Below are 15,160 nucleotides of genomic sequence, written 5' to 3' on the forward strand. Positions count from 1 at the left end.
TTATTTTTGGAGGAAGCGTTGAACCTTGTTTGGAACAAAATTTTGGAGGAAGTATCTAAAAAAATCTCTCCTCAATACTATGAACGCTTCATCGATACTCTTAAATTAGAGACGCTTAACTCAGAAAAATGTACGATCATCGCTCCTTCTGCGACGATCAAAACACACGTCGAAAGAAAATATCAAAACATCATTGAAAACGCGATCTTGGAAGCTTGCGGTGATAAGATTCCCGTAGAGATTCTAATCGAAACAAAGGCCGCTTCTCCGCTTCAAACGATTCTGGAAAAATCTTTCGATCAAAAAGACTTTCAATTCAATCCGGATTATACTTTCGAAACGTTTATCGTAGGCGATTGTAATCGCCTCGCTTTCACAGCGGCTAAAGAATGTGTGCGCAAACCCGCCGAAATCAATCCTTTGTATTTGTTCGGAAGCGTCGGAGTCGGTAAGACTCATTTACTTCACGCGATCGGTTCGGAACTTGTAAAGAAGGATCCTTGGAAAACGGTTTGTTACGTTGACATCTCATCCTTTATGAACGAGTTCCGATTTGCACTTCAATCGAGGGAACTCATTGAAAGTTTTAAGATGAAATACCAGTCTTACAACTGTCTTCTCGTAGATGATATTCAACTTCTTTCCACAAATGCGGAGAAAACGCAGGATGAATTCTTCGCTTTGTTCAACTTTCTTTTTGAAAGAAAGAGACAAATCGTGATCGCATCCGATCGCCCGAGTTCCGAGCTTGCAATCCATGAAAGATTAAAATCCAGATTTGTAACCGGGGTTCAAGCTGACATTCAATATCCGGATCGTGAGATTCGAAAAGGAATCGTAAGTCATCATTCTAAGATTATGGATCTCGGTTTGAGCGAGGATATTCTCGATTTTTTAGCGGATCAAATCGAAGAAGATACGAGACTTCTTCTCGGTGCTCTCAACGATATTTATCTTTATAAAAAATCCTATTCTCTTCTTTTCCTTAACTTGGATAAGGTTAAGGAAATCGTAAAAAACCGTTTGTATCGGAAGAAGAACGTGGAGTTTTCCCACGATCGAATCATTGAATCTGTCGCAAAAGAATTCAATTTGAACGCCGCCGAAATTATGGGTAAAAGCAGAAAGAAGGAACTTATCGTTCCGCGCCATATCTGCTTTTACTTGTTGCACAGTATCTTTAAGGTGAATAAATCGCAGGTCGGAAGATTGTTCCAAACACAACATACGACCGTGATTCACGGTGTCCGCAAAGCCGAGGAACTTCTTTCCAACAATAAGGAAATGCGGTTTTTAGTGGAGCGCATCAGCTCCAAATATAAACTTCAGTAAGACCGAATTCTTTTTACGGTTCATTGTCAGTTTTATTTACTGTAAATAAACTGTTCATAAACCATAAAAATATCGAAGAAAAAGATCAATAAATCTGTAAATAAGACATAATGCAAAATTACTGTCGCTTCATAGAAGAAAATGAACAAGAATTATGTCTGAAAAGAAAATTCTCTTTTCAAAAAAAATGAGACATATTTCCGTATTCTTTAGGAATAGAAATTTATGTACATATTTACAGGTACTACTCCTACTACTGTACAATAATAAAAATCTATTTAATTAAGAAAGAATCTAGGAGAGACAAATTGAAAATCAAAGTCAATACATCGGAATTCTTAAAAGCGATTCACGCAGTGGAAGGTGTAATCTCCGCGAGAGAAATAAAATCTGTATTATCAAATCTTAAAATAGAAGCCGAAGGTAAGGAAGTATTCCTTTCCGCGACCGATCTTGAAATTTCGATTAAAACATCCGTGCCTGCCGAAGTGATGCAAGCAGGAAGTATTTCGTTACCTGCTAAACAACTTTCAAGTTTTTTCAAAACGATTCACTTCGAGGAAACCACTCTATCTTTGGAAGAATCCGACGGTGACTCTTCGATTGCTTATATCACGGACGCATCCGGTAAAAACGACTATAAATCAAAAATCAGCGGAATGGATGCGGAAGAAATCAAAACGATTTCGAAAGTGAATCCTTCTCAAGTGTCTTCCTTTCCGAGTAATTTGATAAACGACATGATCCGCAAAACATCTTATGCGATCGCGCACGAGGATCAAAGATTTATCTTTAACGGTCTTTATATGATTCCCGACGGAAATAAATTGATCTTCGTTGGAACGGACGGAAGAAGACTTTGCAAAATCGAAAGAAATCTTCCCTCTCCTTTGCAGTTCAAGGATTCCATCATCGTTCCTGCAAAAGCGATCCGTGAAATTTCCAAAATGATAGCGACCTCCGAAACCGGCAACATCGGTTTGATCGACAGTCAAATTTACGCTTCCGCAAATAACATAGAATTGTTATGTAAGCTGATCGAAGGAAACTTTCCGAATTACGAACAAGTTATTCCAAAAAGTACGAAATTCTCCACAAGCATCAATAAGGAAGAATTTCAAGTTTCTCTGAGACAAGTTTTAACCGCCGCGGAAGAACCTTCTCGTCAAGTAAGGTTGACATTCAGTAAAAACAATTTGAACTTGTTCGCTCAAACACTCGGCGCTTCGGAAGCGAGCATCAATAAACCGATCGAATATTCCGGCGACGAAGTTACGATCGCATTCAAAGGAGAATACCTCATGGATATTTTCCGTTCCATCGACGACAACGAGGTGAAAATCGAATTCTCCGATTCAAGTTCTCCCGTGATTTTCAAAGATCCTTCCGATCCGGAATTTATTTCGGTGATTATGCCGATGAAGTTGTAAGGAATGTTTTTAAAACATCTCACGCTTCAAAATTTTAGAAGTCACGAAGAACTGAGCCTGGATTTCGATTCCAGGCTTATTTTTTTTGTGGGCGATAACGGAGAAGGAAAAACGAATCTTCTCGAAGCCATTTGTATGTTGTCGTGGCTGAAAAGTTTTCGCGAGTCCGAAGATTCCAATCTGATTCGATGGGGTTCTGAGAATTATTTTCTTAGAGGAAAAATCAAGGAAAATCAAAAGGAATCCGTTTTAGAAATCGGATTTACAGTAAAACCGAGCGTTAAACGGAAATTAAAATTCAATCAGGAAGAAGTCAAAAAAAGAACCGATCTGATCGGTAAATTTATCACCGTTTTGTTGACTCCGATGGATTTGAAAATCATAGAAGGCGGTCCGGCGGAAAGAAGAAAATTCATCGACGCTTTTATATCCTCATTCGATCCGTATTATCTCGATTCCCTCCTTGAATATAATAAAATCTTAAAACACAGAAACGCTCTTTTGAAAACGGGAACTTCCGACGCTTCTCATTTGTCCATCTGGGATAGAAAGCTGATCGAAAAAGGCGTTCTGATTTTGAATAAACGGAAAGAGATCGTTGGCGAATTGAATTCGTATTATCAGACGAATCTGGATAAACTGAGCGGCGGACGGGACGGTTTGGAACTTACATACAAACCGAACGTGCGAGACGAAGCCGAGTTCTCCGAAAAAATCGGACGCAATCTCGGAAGAGATCTTCGTTTGGGTTATACCTCGGTAGGAATTCATCGAGACGATCTTTTTATAGGCACGGCGGATCGCGACATCACCGAGTTCGGTTCACAAGGTCAGAAAAGAAGTACGGTAATTGCTTTAAAAGCGGCCACGTTCAATTATTATAAAAACGTTCTAAATACGACTCCGGTTTTACTCATCGACGACGTAATTCGGGAACTCGACGTAAAACGTAGGGAATATTTCGTGGATCTTGTAATCAATGCGGGCCAAGCTTTTTTTACGACCACGGATTTGGAAGGAATTCAAGATTATGTCGGTAAACTTGAAGATCAAAAGCAGATCTTTATGATCCGTCAAGGAACGGTTCAACCCATCGAATGAAAGACGACCTCATTTCATCCAAAAAAATCGAAACGTCGGAATTCCGTTCCATCTTAAATCAGATGGGAATCACGGAGGAGAATCTTCAGGAAAAGATTTCCCTTCACACGCTTCGTAATCGTTGGAAAGAAATCGTAGGTCCGGTCTTTGCCGCTCACTCCGAAGTCAATTCGATCCAATTCGGTAAGTTGAGAATTCTCGTTTCCCATAACGCTTATAAACAAGAATTACTTTTTTTGCAGAATCGTATTCTAAGAGAGTCGGCGCGATTCCTCGGTAAAGGAACGGTTCGTTCGATCGAAATTTCCATTGGTAAACTGAGCGCTTCTTATCCTTCTTCTTCCGTAGAAACCAAGGAAAAAAAAGGCTTGGAAGGCAAAGAAGATTTAATCGCCATTCTTGAAAAAGAAACCGATCCGGAAGTTAAAAAACGCTACTTAGAGATTCTTCAATATCTTTGATAACTCGATGAATTTCCTTGCCTCCGTATGGATTTCAGGAAAACTATTCCTGAGGTCCGAAAATAATGAGCCAAGAAGAAGCAAGCTACAGCGCCGGTCAGATCAAAATTTTAGAAGGTCTAGAAGCTGTTAGAAAGCGTCCGGGGATGTATATCGGAACCCAGGATGAAACCGGACTTCACAAAATGGTCTACGAGGTAGTCGATAACTCCGTCGACGAAGCGATGGCCGGACATTGTACCGAAATTAGAATCAGCATCTTACCGGATAACATCATCGAGGTTAAGGATAACGGCCGGGGAATTCCCGTCGATATTCACCCCGATAAAAAAATATCTACGATCGAAGTCGTTATGACCATCCTTCACGCGGGCGGTAAGTTTGAAAACGACGCTTATAAAGTTTCCGGAGGTTTGCACGGGGTAGGGGTTTCCGTCGTAAACGCACTTTCCGAATATCTGGAAGTCGAAGTTCATCAGAAAGGAAAATTTTATACCCAGAAATACGAGAAAGGAGTTCCCGTTTCTCCCGTAGAAGCAAAAGGAGAATCTTCGGAAAGAGGAACGATCGTCCGCTTTAAGCCGGATTCTTCCATTTTTACCACGGTCGATTTTCAATTCGACGTTCTTTCCGCGCGGTTCAGAGAATTAGCATTTTTGAATAAAGGATTGGTTTTGATCGTGGAAGACCGCAGACGCGGTTCCGAAGGGGAGAATTTATTACGGAACGAATTTCAGTTTTCCGGCGGGATCGTTTCTTTCGTGGAACATATCAACGAAAACAAACATCCGATGCACAAGGTCATTCACTTTGAACGAAATAAAGACGATGTTTTGGCCGAAATCTCGATTCAATATTCCGAAACTTATACCGAAAACATATTCTGTTTTACCAATAACATCAACAATAACCTGGGTGGAACCCACCTAGAAGGATTTCGCGCAGCGCTCACGAGAACGTTAAACGACTTCTTAAAAAAAGATACGGTTCTTTCCAAAAAGCACCCGACCGGTCTTTCGGGCGAGGACGTAAAGGAAGGTTTAACCGCGGTTATCTCGATTAAGATTCCTCAGCCTCAGTTCAATTCTCAGACGAAAGAGAAGCTGGTAAACGCGGAGATCAAAGGGATTATGCAAACCTTGAGTTCGGAAGGTTTGACTTTGTTCTTTGAGGAAAATCCGAACATCACAAAAAAGATATTAGAAAAATGTATTCTTTCCGCAAAGGCAAGAGAAGCCGCTCGTAAAGCGCGGGACTTGACCCGAAGAAAAACGGTTCTCGAAGGAGGAGGGCTTCCCGGTAAACTTGCGGATTGTTCCGAAAAAGATCCCGCTCTTTCGGAGATTTATCTGGTCGAGGGTGATTCCGCAGGCGGTTCCGCTAAACAAGGAAGAGATCGAAACACACAGGCGATTCTTCCTCTCAAAGGAAAAATTCTCAACGTAGAAAAAGCGAGATTGGACAAGATTCTTTCCAGTGAAGAAATTCGAGTCTTGGTTTCCGCTTTGGGAACGGGAATCGGCGAGGACGAATTCAACATCGATAAAATCCGTTATCATAAAATCATGATTATGACCGACGCGGATATCGACGGATCACACATTCGCACGCTTCTACTTACATTCTTTTTCCGTTATATGCGTCCTGTGATCGAAAAGGGGTATCTCTATGTAGCGCAGCCGCCTTTATATCTGATCAAACACGGTAAGAATTCGACTTACGTTTACTCGGATAAAGAAAAAGAGGAATTATTAAAAACGGTCGGAACGGAAAAGGTAGTCATTCAGCGATACAAAGGTCTCGGTGAAATGAATCCGGAACAACTCTGGGAAACTACGATGGATCCTTCCAATCGGGTCGTACTGAAAGTAAAGTTGGATGATTTCGTGGAAGCGGAAGAGACGTTCAACATTCTGATGGGCGACGAAGTTCAACCGAGAAAGCAGTTCATCGAAGTCAATGCGGCTAAAGTCGCAAACTTGGATCTTTGATCCGAAGGGAATTTCGAAATGAGTCAAGAGATGGAAAACGAAACAAAAGTCCTGAGTTATAATATCGCCGGAAAACCAGATATCGCTGATGCGTTGAAAAACGGCGTACGTGTTATTCCCGTAGAAATCGAAGATCAAATGAAAGAAGCATATCTCGGATATGCGATGTCCGTGATCGTCGGCCGTGCGCTCCCAGACGTGAGAGACGGTTTAAAACCGGTTCACAGAAGAATTCTTCACGCAATGAACGAACGCGCATGGAGAAGCGATCGTCCTTACGTTAAGTGCGCTAAGATCGTGGGGGAAGTGATCGGTAACTACCACCCGCACGGGGACGCTTCGGTTTACGAAGCCCTTGTAAGAATGGTGCAGGATTTTTCTTTGCGCGTTCCTTTGATCGACGGACAAGGAAACTTCGGTTCGATCGACGGTGATAACCCGGCGGCTTACCGATATACGGAAGCTCGATTAGAAAAGGTTGCGGAAGAATTATTACGCGACATCGAAAAGGAAACGGTAAGCTTCTCGCCTAACTATGATGATACGAAACAGCAGCCGGATGTTCTTCCCGCAAACTTTCCGAACCTACTCGTAAACGGTTCTTCCGGAATCGCGGTGGGAATGGCGACGAATATTCCTCCGCACAATCTGAAGGAGACGATCGACGCGGTGATCGCGGTGATTCGTAATCCGGAAATTACGATTCCAGAAATTTTGAAAATCATTCCCGGCCCTGACTTCCCGACTTCCGGAATCATCATCGGCGGAGAAGGTTTGATTTCCGCCTATACGACCGGAAAAGGTTCCATTCGAATCCGCTCCAAAGTTGAGATAGAAGAGAAGAAAAACGGAAGAGAAGTGATCGTAGTCACCGAAATTCCGTATCAGGTAAACAAGAAAGTTCTTCTGGAAAAAATCGGTGATCTTGTTAACGAAAAACAGATCGAAGGAATTTCCGAAATTCTGGATCTTTCGGATCGGAAAGGGATTCGAGTCGAAATTCATATTAAAAAAGACGCAAATGCTCAGGTCATTCTCAATCAGCTTTATAAGATGACCCAACTTCAGGTGAGTTACGGAATCACGATGCTCGCGATTCTTGATAACAAACCTAAGATTTTTAATATTAAAGAAATCTTAACTGCTTACGCAGCACACCGACGAGAAGTAATCGTAAGAAGAACTCAATTCGATCTTGATAAAGCGGAAAAACGCGCTCATATTTTGGAAGGATTGAAGATCGCTCTCGAAAATATCGAAGAAGTGATCAAGGTAATTCGCGCTTCCAAAAATCCGCCGGAAGCGAAACAACAATTGATGATCCGATTCAGTCTTTCCGAAGTTCAATCGGACGCGATCTTGGAAATGAGATTGCAAAGACTTACATCTCTCGAAGTTCAAAAGATCATCGACGAATTGGAAGAAGTAAGAGCATTGATCGTGGACTTAAAGGATATTCTCGCGAAACCTTCTCGCGTAAACGAAATCGTTTGCACCGAACTGCAAGAAGTCGGCGATAAATACGGAAACAAAAGAAAAACCGAAATCTCCATTGAAAGTATCGAAAGTTCTTCGTTTAACGCGGAAGACTTGATAGCGGACGAAGAAATCGTAATACAAATCACGTACGATCAGTTCATCAAACGTCTTCCGATCGATACGTTCAAACGGCAAAAACGCGGCGGAAAGGGAATCCAAGGCCTTTCTCAAAAACGAGACGACGTCATTAAAATCATGAAGGCCGCGATGACTCACGATAGCATCATGTTCTTTTCGAATATCGGAAAAGTTTACGTGATGAAAGCTTATGAGTTGCCGATCGCGTCCAAAGAAGCGCGTGGAAAATCGCTCAAAGCGATCATCAATCTGAGAGAAGATGAATACGTTTCTTCCGTGTTTACATTCCGCGAAGAGGATATGGAAAAGGATCTTCTTCTCGTCACAAGACGCGGTTTTATTAAACGAATTCAGCTGAAAGAGTTTTCCAACGTAAAAAAATCCGGCATTATCGCGATCGGACTCAGGGACGGAGATGACTTGATCAAAGTGGAAGCGATCGAAGACAAGGACGAAGTTATGATCTTCTCCAGAAAAGGATTGGCGCTTCGTATCGAAGGGAATAGCATTCGAGCGCAGGGAAGAACCGCAAGCGGCGTTACCGGTATGAGACTCTCGGAAGACGACGCGATCGTAGGGCTTAGCAAGTTCAAAGAAGGAGAGGATATTTTCGTCGTCTCCGAAGAAGGTTACGGAAAACGGCTCGGCTTCGAAGAGTTCGCCGCAAAAGGAAGAGGCGGTAAGGGAATGGCCTATCTCAAAGTTACCGATAAAAACGGATTCTCGGTTGGAACCGGTTCCGTCGGAAGCGAAGACGAAATCATCCTGATTACTCAACAAGGAATGACCATCCGAATCAACGCATTCGATATTTCTAAATTAGGTAGAACCGCTGTCGGCGTACGGATCGTGGACTTGAAGGACAACGATAAGGTGCAAGATTTTACGGTTCTCGGAGAAAGTTAATCCTATGATTCAAGTCGGAAACGTCTCGATCCCGGGGAGAATTTCTCTTTCTCCCATGGCGGGAATTTCCGATTCTCCGACGCGCAAAATCTGTAGAGAATTCGGCGCTGCATTCTCTTATACGGAATTCGTAAATACGGACGAAATCGTTCACCGCGCACCGAAGGCGCTGAAGATGTTTCGTTTTGATCCGGAGGAACGTCCGGTTACGTTTCAAATTTTCGGCAATCGTTTGGAGATCATCGCCGAAGCCGCTGAAATCATCCAAGAATTACGGCCGGACATCATCGATTTGAATATGGGTTGTTCCACTCGTAAAGTTTCTCTGCGAGGAGCAGGCGCGGGACTTCTTCGTAGACCCGTGTTAGCCGGAAAGATCATCGAAGCGATGAAAAAACGCGTGAGCGTTCCGGTCACCGCAAAGATTCGAATCGGCTGGGATTCCGAAAATCGCAATTACGTGGAAGTCGCAAAAATTCTCCAAGAATCGGGAGCGGATGCGCTAACGGTTCACGGCCGTACAAAAGAAATGGCTTATACCGGTTTGGCGGATTGGAATGCGATCGCCGAAGTAAAAACGAACGTAAAGATTCCCGTTTTCGGAAACGGAGACATCAAAAGTTTCGAGGAAGCGAATTTTAAAATCAAAGAATACGGTGTCGACGGAGTTTTGATCGGAAGAAACGCGATCGGGAATCCTTGGATTTTTTCCGAAATCAAAAAAGAAGATTTGTCCTGGAACGAAATCTCCGCCGTGATTTTAAAACACCTCGGTTGGATGGTCGAAGACTTCGGAGAAGAATTCGGTCTTGTTCTATTTCGAAAACATCTCGTGAAATATTTATCCGGTCTTGAATTCAATCCTTCCTGGAAATCCGAATTGCTGGAACTTAAGGAATGGAATCGTTTCGAAGACGTTCTACTTTCCGACAAAAGACGCAACGCATTTATTGGCGTGTAAGTCATCGCAAAAAGAAGGGCGTTGCCGCTTCGCGGCCGGGCTCTCCGTAAACTCGGCAATCTCTCTGCGGGTCGAATCGCAGAGGTCAAGTTATTGTTTCGACCGATCGTTGCTGCTTTTCCTATTCAGAAATAACGTGACCCCGCATGGATCTCTTAACGCAGGGGAGCGAACATTCTTCTTGACTAAATTCTCCGCGAGCTTAAAAACTTCGAGAAACGGAGAAACGCTGTATGAAACAAATAAAGTTCTTCTTACTTCTTTCTTTTGCATTGCTGATCATGATCGGATGTAAAAAGGAAGAAAAGAAGCAGGAAGCGCAAATCTTAGGAACCCGATTTGCGAATTTCGATCAGTGGATTTATAAAGTCCCTGGTTCGGATAAAAAGGAAGATCAAGTCAGTCTTGTTTACGGAATGGAAGAAGTAACCGGTTTGGAAACCGTCGATGCTGAAGTCGCAACGAAGAAAGGAACGTCCACCGTAACATTCATCAAAGTCAAAACCGTAGAAAACAAAGAAGGGTATGCGCCCGTTAAGAATTTCTCCGAAAACGTTTATTTCGTTCTGAACGACTCGGATGACGCATTTGTAAAACCGACTATTACGGCAAATACGAAAGGCAAGCTAAAACGAGGAATGTATTGTTTGGAACAGGAAGTCATCGGAGAATTTTCCAAAGTGACTTGTTACGATTCCATTTTGACGGAAGATAAGCTAAGCAATTACTACGACGTTTGGATCAAAACGGTATCCGCTTCTTTAAGCAAGGACGCTCTTTTGGGAGAAACGGTTAAACTTCTGAAAAAATCCAGCCAGGAGCTTTCCAGATATAACTCCGTTTCGGACGAGGAAAAGAATAAGATCATCCAAGTTGCGACTGAATCTTTGAAAAAGGCAGCGTTAAAACAGGATGAATTCAACGCGGATGTGAACACCCTTGCCGCAAAGTTCGGGATCGTTCTTCAGTAATTAAACCTTCTGCCGATTGAGGTTTCAGAAAAACCTCAATGAAACGTTTCTGATTTTTGCTAGATCCTTCACCAAGAAATAAAAAACCCCGCTGTTGAGGCGGGGTTTGTAAGCAAAATAAGCTTTTTATAACTCAGCTTATTATTGTTTGTTGGAAACCTCTTGTGCTTTCGCAACGAGAGCGTCTTTTCCACCAGGAAATTTTGCGTAAATTACGCACTGACATTCTTCCCAGTTGTCTTTAGAAATGTCTTTTGGATCGGATCCGGAACCCGTTGCTTTACACTCGTAAACCCCAACTCCTTTTACAACACCTTGAGATTGAGAAACGATTACGGATGCAGTTGCTTCACCATCGGATACTCCGGAAGCTGCTTCTACGGTTTCACCAACCATCTTTTTCACAACGTCAGACGCACCTTGAAGTCTGGAAGCTTCGCGGCAGGTTGATTGCATCATAGCCTGGCTTTTCTTAGCTACAGCTTTAGCGGATGCTCTGGAGGAAAATTTAATATAGTACCAGTCTTTTGGATTAGTATCTCTTGGTGTTTTTCCGTCGTTTCTTTGTTCTGGAGGTCCACCCCATCCTTCGAATGTCCAACCACCATCACCTACAGAAGTTGCGTCTTTTTGTCCGGTGTCAGTGCTGGAGCAAGCTGCAAAAATCATAGTTGCTACAGATAGAGCGATAAGTCTATTGATCATTATTTTCTCCTTGATCTACTAAATGAAAAAAACTAATACTTCACGGAGTTTATGCAACTCATTTTTTAATGAGTTGCTTTGAATCGAGGAATTCTCATATTAAATTATAAAACCGATTTGCGACGCACTAAGTCATCCATGTTCAGAAATTTATTTTTTTTTCTATGTTTCGTGACTCAACCGCTCTTCTCCACGAGTATAATTTTCCTTCCGGGTAAGGTGGACGGAAATTTGCCGGCGACTTTGGAAAGAATCGACGACAGATCGCAAGAAATTTCCAAATTTGGCGCGTTTTACGCAAACTTGCTTTTGCGAGCAAAGGTTGATACGACGGAAAGAATACCGGATAAGGAAATTTTTAACAAATTTAGAAACGCTCGTTTCGGTAAAGAAGACTTCTATAGAGTTTGTTCCGAGATCCGTGCGGACTTTTTAGTTCGGGATGAAATTGCTTTCCAAAACAATATCTCTTTGGATCGCGTCGTCTACAATTGTGCACAAAAGCAATTGGATGAACTTCATCTTACGGAAAAAAACGATCTTTTCTATTTAATGCGATCCATGACGGAACGCTCCTTTCCCTGGATTCCCGCTAAAAAAAGGCAAATTTCGAATTCTTCGTCTAAACAAATTTCAAAAGAATTTATTTTCGTAATCGATCTTTCCCCTTCGTTTCAAAGAGAAAGAGAGGAACTGATTCAGTTTATAAAAAACGCGTCTTGGGATTCGATGACCGGAATTCGGATCGTTACGTTCGGAGAAGGAAAAGTTTCGATTCTTCCGAAAGCGACATCATTGAACGACCTTCGCTCTCAAATTGCAGGTTTAAAATCATTCGGAAAAACCAGCTTGGAAGATCTATCCGAAGCGCTTTTGAGTGTGCGAAGAACATTATTGCAGTCTGGAAATAAATTTCAAGGCGTTCACGACATAATCATATTAACGAATGCAAAAGGAAAAATTCCGAATCCTACATTGTCGTCCGCAATTCAAGACCTACAATCCTCAGGTTACGGAATCAAGGTATTCACCGCTCCCTATTTTTCGGTTATGCAAACTCAGTTTTACAAAGGAATTCTATCGAAAGGAAATTTCTTCGATATTACGTACTTCCGACGCGTCAGTACCGCAAAGGATTCCAAAACCCTGCTTTTCCGGGGAAGACAGATCTACTATACATATGCGGACGTAACATCGAGTCAAACGGTCGCAGAATCTTCTTTGAATAAGGTTTCGTATTCGGGTAAATATGCGGAATCCGAATCGATCAACCCTTTGAATTTTACCGAAATCTATTCCGATCTGACCGGAGAGAAAATTCTCGCTGCAGAACCTTTGCAGGACAATCTTTCCTTTTTGCTTTCCCAAGCTGTGTTTAAGGATGAATCTAAGAGCGAAGGCGGCGCCGAAGTTTTGGTAAAATCGGGGGAAAAAGCGTTTTGGATTTCGTTGCCGATGGGATTAAAGGCGCCGCAGGTCGACGAACAGATCGCATATCTGACGACTTATGTTCCATCAGGAGGTTCCGTAGACGGAGTTTCGAACGTTGCGAATCTAACCGAAACGTATAAGACTTCTCCCTCTCAAATTCTGGAATGTACGCCGATTCAAGTAAGAAATTATTTTCAGAATACGAATAAAAGTTCTTTCGATTGTATAGTCCGAGGTAAAGTTCTCCAGGTCAAAGGATTATAAACTTTTTGTAGGATCATGGATTCCGAAGAACACATTTTTATCAGCAATGCTTCGAATTCGATTAAGATCTTGAATCGACTCAAGTCGTTGTCTCAGAATAAAATGCCCCTCTTTGTAACGGGAGGTCCGGGCAGCGGTAAAACCTTTGTTTCTTCTTTGATCGCGAATCTATCCGGTGAAAATCCAAAAGTTGTCGTTTTCGATTGCGAAAGCGTTGAAACCGAAGCTGCGTTGAATTCGATTCTTTCCGACGATCAAAACACTTACTTCGTTTTAAAAGACCTCCACGATTTCCCGAAAGAACTTCAGGCATTTTTGCTAAAGCGACTGCGTGAAAACCGATCCAATTCGCGCTTTATCTTCCTGTCCGGCAAAGAATGGAAACAGAAACTGGATGCGGGACAAATCCTCGAATCCCTCTACTTTGAAATTTCCAATTTTCGTTTGGATCTTCCCGATCTGCGGGAACGAAAAGAGGACATTCCCCTTTTGATTAAACACTTTCTCGAAACTCTTTCCGAAAAATACAAACGGAAGGAAGTTCGTCTCAGTGAAAAACTAGTTCAGCTTTTACTAAACTACGATTTTCCGGGAAACGTTCGCCAATTGAAGAATCTTTTGGAAAGTATGGTTTCTTTGTTTGCGGTCCGGGTTCTGGACGTAAAACATCTTCCGCCGCAAATGTTCGAAACCTCCTATGTTTATCCCGAGTTCATCGAAGTCAAAACGGGAATTCCTTTGAGGGATTACGAACGGGAAATCATCAAAAAGAATCTTATCCTTGTTAACGGAAACCGTGAAAAGGCCGCAAGAATTCTCGGGATTTCGGAAAGGACGATTTACAGAAAGATTATAGAATTCGGTCTTTCCGGCGAAGCTGAAGGAAAAAATCCTCCATCCGTCGATTGAAATAAAATTCCGCCCCTTCCTTTTCCGAACCGGTCTTGATTCGGATGTTCATCTCTATCATAAAATCATAAAGTTCTCCGATGATCTTATCGGAAAAGAAAGTCGCTTCTTTTCGAAGACGATTCCGTACGAAATTCTTCCTTGCGGGACTGTAGGATTGAATATCGAGGTATTCGTAAAATTCTTCGTCCGAAAGAGTCGATTCGTACTTTTTCGAAATGATTTTGTATTTGCGGAGCTGATCGATTCTTTCCTTTAAGAGCATAAAAAACAGCAGTAACGAATCTTTCCCGCTTTGAAATTTTCTCAATTCTTTGAAAAAACGAATCCGATCGGATTCCATAAAAAAATCCACAAGCCCGGAAGAATTGAATTCTCCGCTGAATAATAAAACGTCTTCTACGTCCTGTTTGGTGAAGGTTTTTTTTACGAGATAGAGTTTGAGTTTGGAAAGAGATTGGAGATACGCGCCCATAGAAGGAGGAATTTTATGAAGAAACTCGTCCATTGCGTCTTCGTCGAGTTGAACTCCGATTTCCTTACAAGCCTGTAATAAGCCGCCTCGAGTTTCGTTCGGATAAAAATTTTTCGTTTTAATCAGATTCGCTTTTCCACCGAAGATCTGCAGAACCTTGCTCGGAACTTCCCAGTGGTTGTAGTGAACCAAAAGTTGGATCGAATCCGGAAAGTTCGAAAATTGTTTTTGAAGCGATTCGTTGTTCTTTCCTTTACCGCCGGAGATCGGTTTAAAAAATTCCAATCCCGATTTGATGATGAATAATTTCCGGTTCGAAAACATATCCAAGTTGAACGCTTCGGATTGAAATCGTTCAAAGTCGCCCGGCTCGGAAACGAAAATTACGATCTCGAACGGTTCGCCCGTTTTACGGATCGTTTCCTTATATTTCTCCGCAAGAATTTCGAACTCATAGGATTCTTTCGCTGCGACGAAAACGATCTGCGGCAACGCTTTCGAAAATTCGTGCAGGAATTCTATGGAATTTTTATATTCTTTGGTTTTGGTCGCCATTCTGTTAAAGTCGGAAATCGTTTCGGTTCTCTAAAAAATCCGAAGAATCGA

General features: G+C 42.2%; 12 protein-coding genes. 10 read left to right on the top strand and 2 right to left on the bottom strand.

From position 1 onward, the window contains the following. The 8 genes from dnaA to lenA form a co-directional block, all read left to right on the top strand. The coding region (dnaA, locus tag LFX25_RS00005; RefSeq protein WP_238728276.1) for a chromosomal replication initiator protein DnaA at positions 1–1,332 on the top strand (1,332 nt) is incomplete at its 5' end. A gap of 308 nt (positions 1,333–1,640) precedes the next feature. Beyond that, a complete protein-coding gene (gene dnaN, locus LFX25_RS00010; protein ID WP_238728277.1) occupies positions 1,641–2,762 on the top strand; it encodes a DNA polymerase III subunit beta in 1,122 nt (373 codons plus the stop codon). Positions 2,763–2,765: 3 nt separating this feature from the next. Next, positions 2,766–3,863 (top strand): DNA replication/repair protein RecF, encoded by a 1,098-nt coding sequence (gene recF, locus LFX25_RS00015; RefSeq protein ID WP_238728278.1) that lies wholly within the window; start codon positions 2,766–2,768, stop codon positions 3,861–3,863. Further along, positions 3,860–4,324, top strand: a complete 465-nt coding sequence (locus tag LFX25_RS00020) for a DciA family protein (RefSeq protein WP_238728279.1) — start codon at positions 3,860–3,862, stop codon at positions 4,322–4,324. Before recF ends, LFX25_RS00020 begins: the two co-directional genes overlap by 4 nt. Positions 4,325–4,389: 65 nt before the next feature. Continuing rightward, positions 4,390–6,315, top strand: a complete 1,926-nt coding sequence (gene gyrB, locus LFX25_RS00025; RefSeq protein WP_238728280.1) for a DNA topoisomerase (ATP-hydrolyzing) subunit B — start codon at positions 4,390–4,392, stop codon at positions 6,313–6,315. 18 nt (positions 6,316–6,333) lie between these two features. Continuing rightward, entirely contained in the window at positions 6,334–8,838 is a 2,505-nt protein-coding gene (gyrA, locus tag LFX25_RS00030; protein ID WP_238728281.1) for a DNA gyrase subunit A, read from the top strand. 4 nt (positions 8,839–8,842) lie between these two features. Then, entirely contained in the window at positions 8,843–9,799 is a 957-nt protein-coding gene (gene dusB, locus LFX25_RS00035; protein ID WP_238728282.1) for a tRNA dihydrouridine synthase DusB, read from the top strand. 233 nt (positions 9,800–10,032) lie between these two features. Then, on the top strand, positions 10,033–10,770 hold the full coding sequence (gene lenA, locus LFX25_RS00040; RefSeq protein WP_238728283.1) for a lipoprotein LenA: 738 nt from the start codon (positions 10,033–10,035) through the stop codon (positions 10,768–10,770). 141 nt (positions 10,771–10,911) lie between these two features. Here lenA and LFX25_RS00045 read toward each other — a convergent pair whose 3' ends face one another. Then, complete coding sequence (locus LFX25_RS00045; protein WP_118954498.1) at positions 10,912–11,475, bottom strand: lipoprotein LipL21; 564 nt, start codon at positions 11,473–11,475, stop codon at positions 10,912–10,914. A gap of 138 nt (positions 11,476–11,613) precedes the next feature. Here LFX25_RS00045 and LFX25_RS00050 point away from each other — a divergent pair, with 138 nt between their 5' ends. Together LFX25_RS00050 and LFX25_RS00055 are read left to right on the top strand one after the other, a co-directional pair. Beyond that, positions 11,614–13,170 (top strand): LIC10012 family protein, encoded by a 1,557-nt coding sequence (locus LFX25_RS00050; protein ID WP_238728284.1) that lies wholly within the window; start codon positions 11,614–11,616, stop codon positions 13,168–13,170. A gap of 15 nt (positions 13,171–13,185) precedes the next feature. Next, entirely contained in the window at positions 13,186–14,079 is an 894-nt protein-coding gene (locus tag LFX25_RS00055) for a helix-turn-helix domain-containing protein (protein ID WP_238728285.1), read from the top strand. Here LFX25_RS00055 and holA read toward each other — a convergent pair. Then, entirely contained in the window at positions 14,021–15,109 is a 1,089-nt protein-coding gene (gene holA, locus LFX25_RS00060; protein ID WP_238728286.1) for a DNA polymerase III subunit delta, read from the bottom strand. The two genes, LFX25_RS00055 and holA, sit on opposite strands and share 59 nt — an antisense overlap. Between the last annotated feature and the right edge of the window lie 51 nt (positions 15,110–15,160).

It is taken from the genome of Leptospira sanjuanensis (assembly GCF_022267325.1).
Lineage (GTDB): Bacteria > Spirochaetota > Leptospiria > Leptospirales > Leptospiraceae > Leptospira > Leptospira sanjuanensis.

Coding starts and splice junctions, on each gene's coding strand:
- lenA (WP_238728283.1), top strand. CDS start 10,033: ATGAAACAAATAAAGTTCTTCTTACTTCTTTCTTTTGCATTGCTGATC.
- LFX25_RS00055 (WP_238728285.1), top strand. CDS start 13,186: ATGGATTCCGAAGAACACATTTTTATCAGCAATGCTTCGAATTCGATT.
- LFX25_RS00050 (WP_238728284.1), top strand. CDS start 11,614: ATGTTCAGAAATTTATTTTTTTTTCTATGTTTCGTGACTCAACCGCTC.
- gyrA (WP_238728281.1), top strand. CDS start 6,334: ATGAGTCAAGAGATGGAAAACGAAACAAAAGTCCTGAGTTATAATATC.
- recF (WP_238728278.1), top strand. CDS start 2,766: ATGTTTTTAAAACATCTCACGCTTCAAAATTTTAGAAGTCACGAAGAA.
- gyrB (WP_238728280.1), top strand. CDS start 4,390: ATGAGCCAAGAAGAAGCAAGCTACAGCGCCGGTCAGATCAAAATTTTA.
- LFX25_RS00020 (WP_238728279.1), top strand. CDS start 3,860: ATGAAAGACGACCTCATTTCATCCAAAAAAATCGAAACGTCGGAATTC.
- dusB (WP_238728282.1), top strand. CDS start 8,843: ATGATTCAAGTCGGAAACGTCTCGATCCCGGGGAGAATTTCTCTTTCT.
- holA (WP_238728286.1), bottom strand. CDS start 15,109: ATGGCGACCAAAACCAAAGAATATAAAAATTCCATAGAATTCCTGCAC.
- LFX25_RS00045 (WP_118954498.1), bottom strand. CDS start 11,475: ATGATCAATAGACTTATCGCTCTATCTGTAGCAACTATGATTTTTGCA.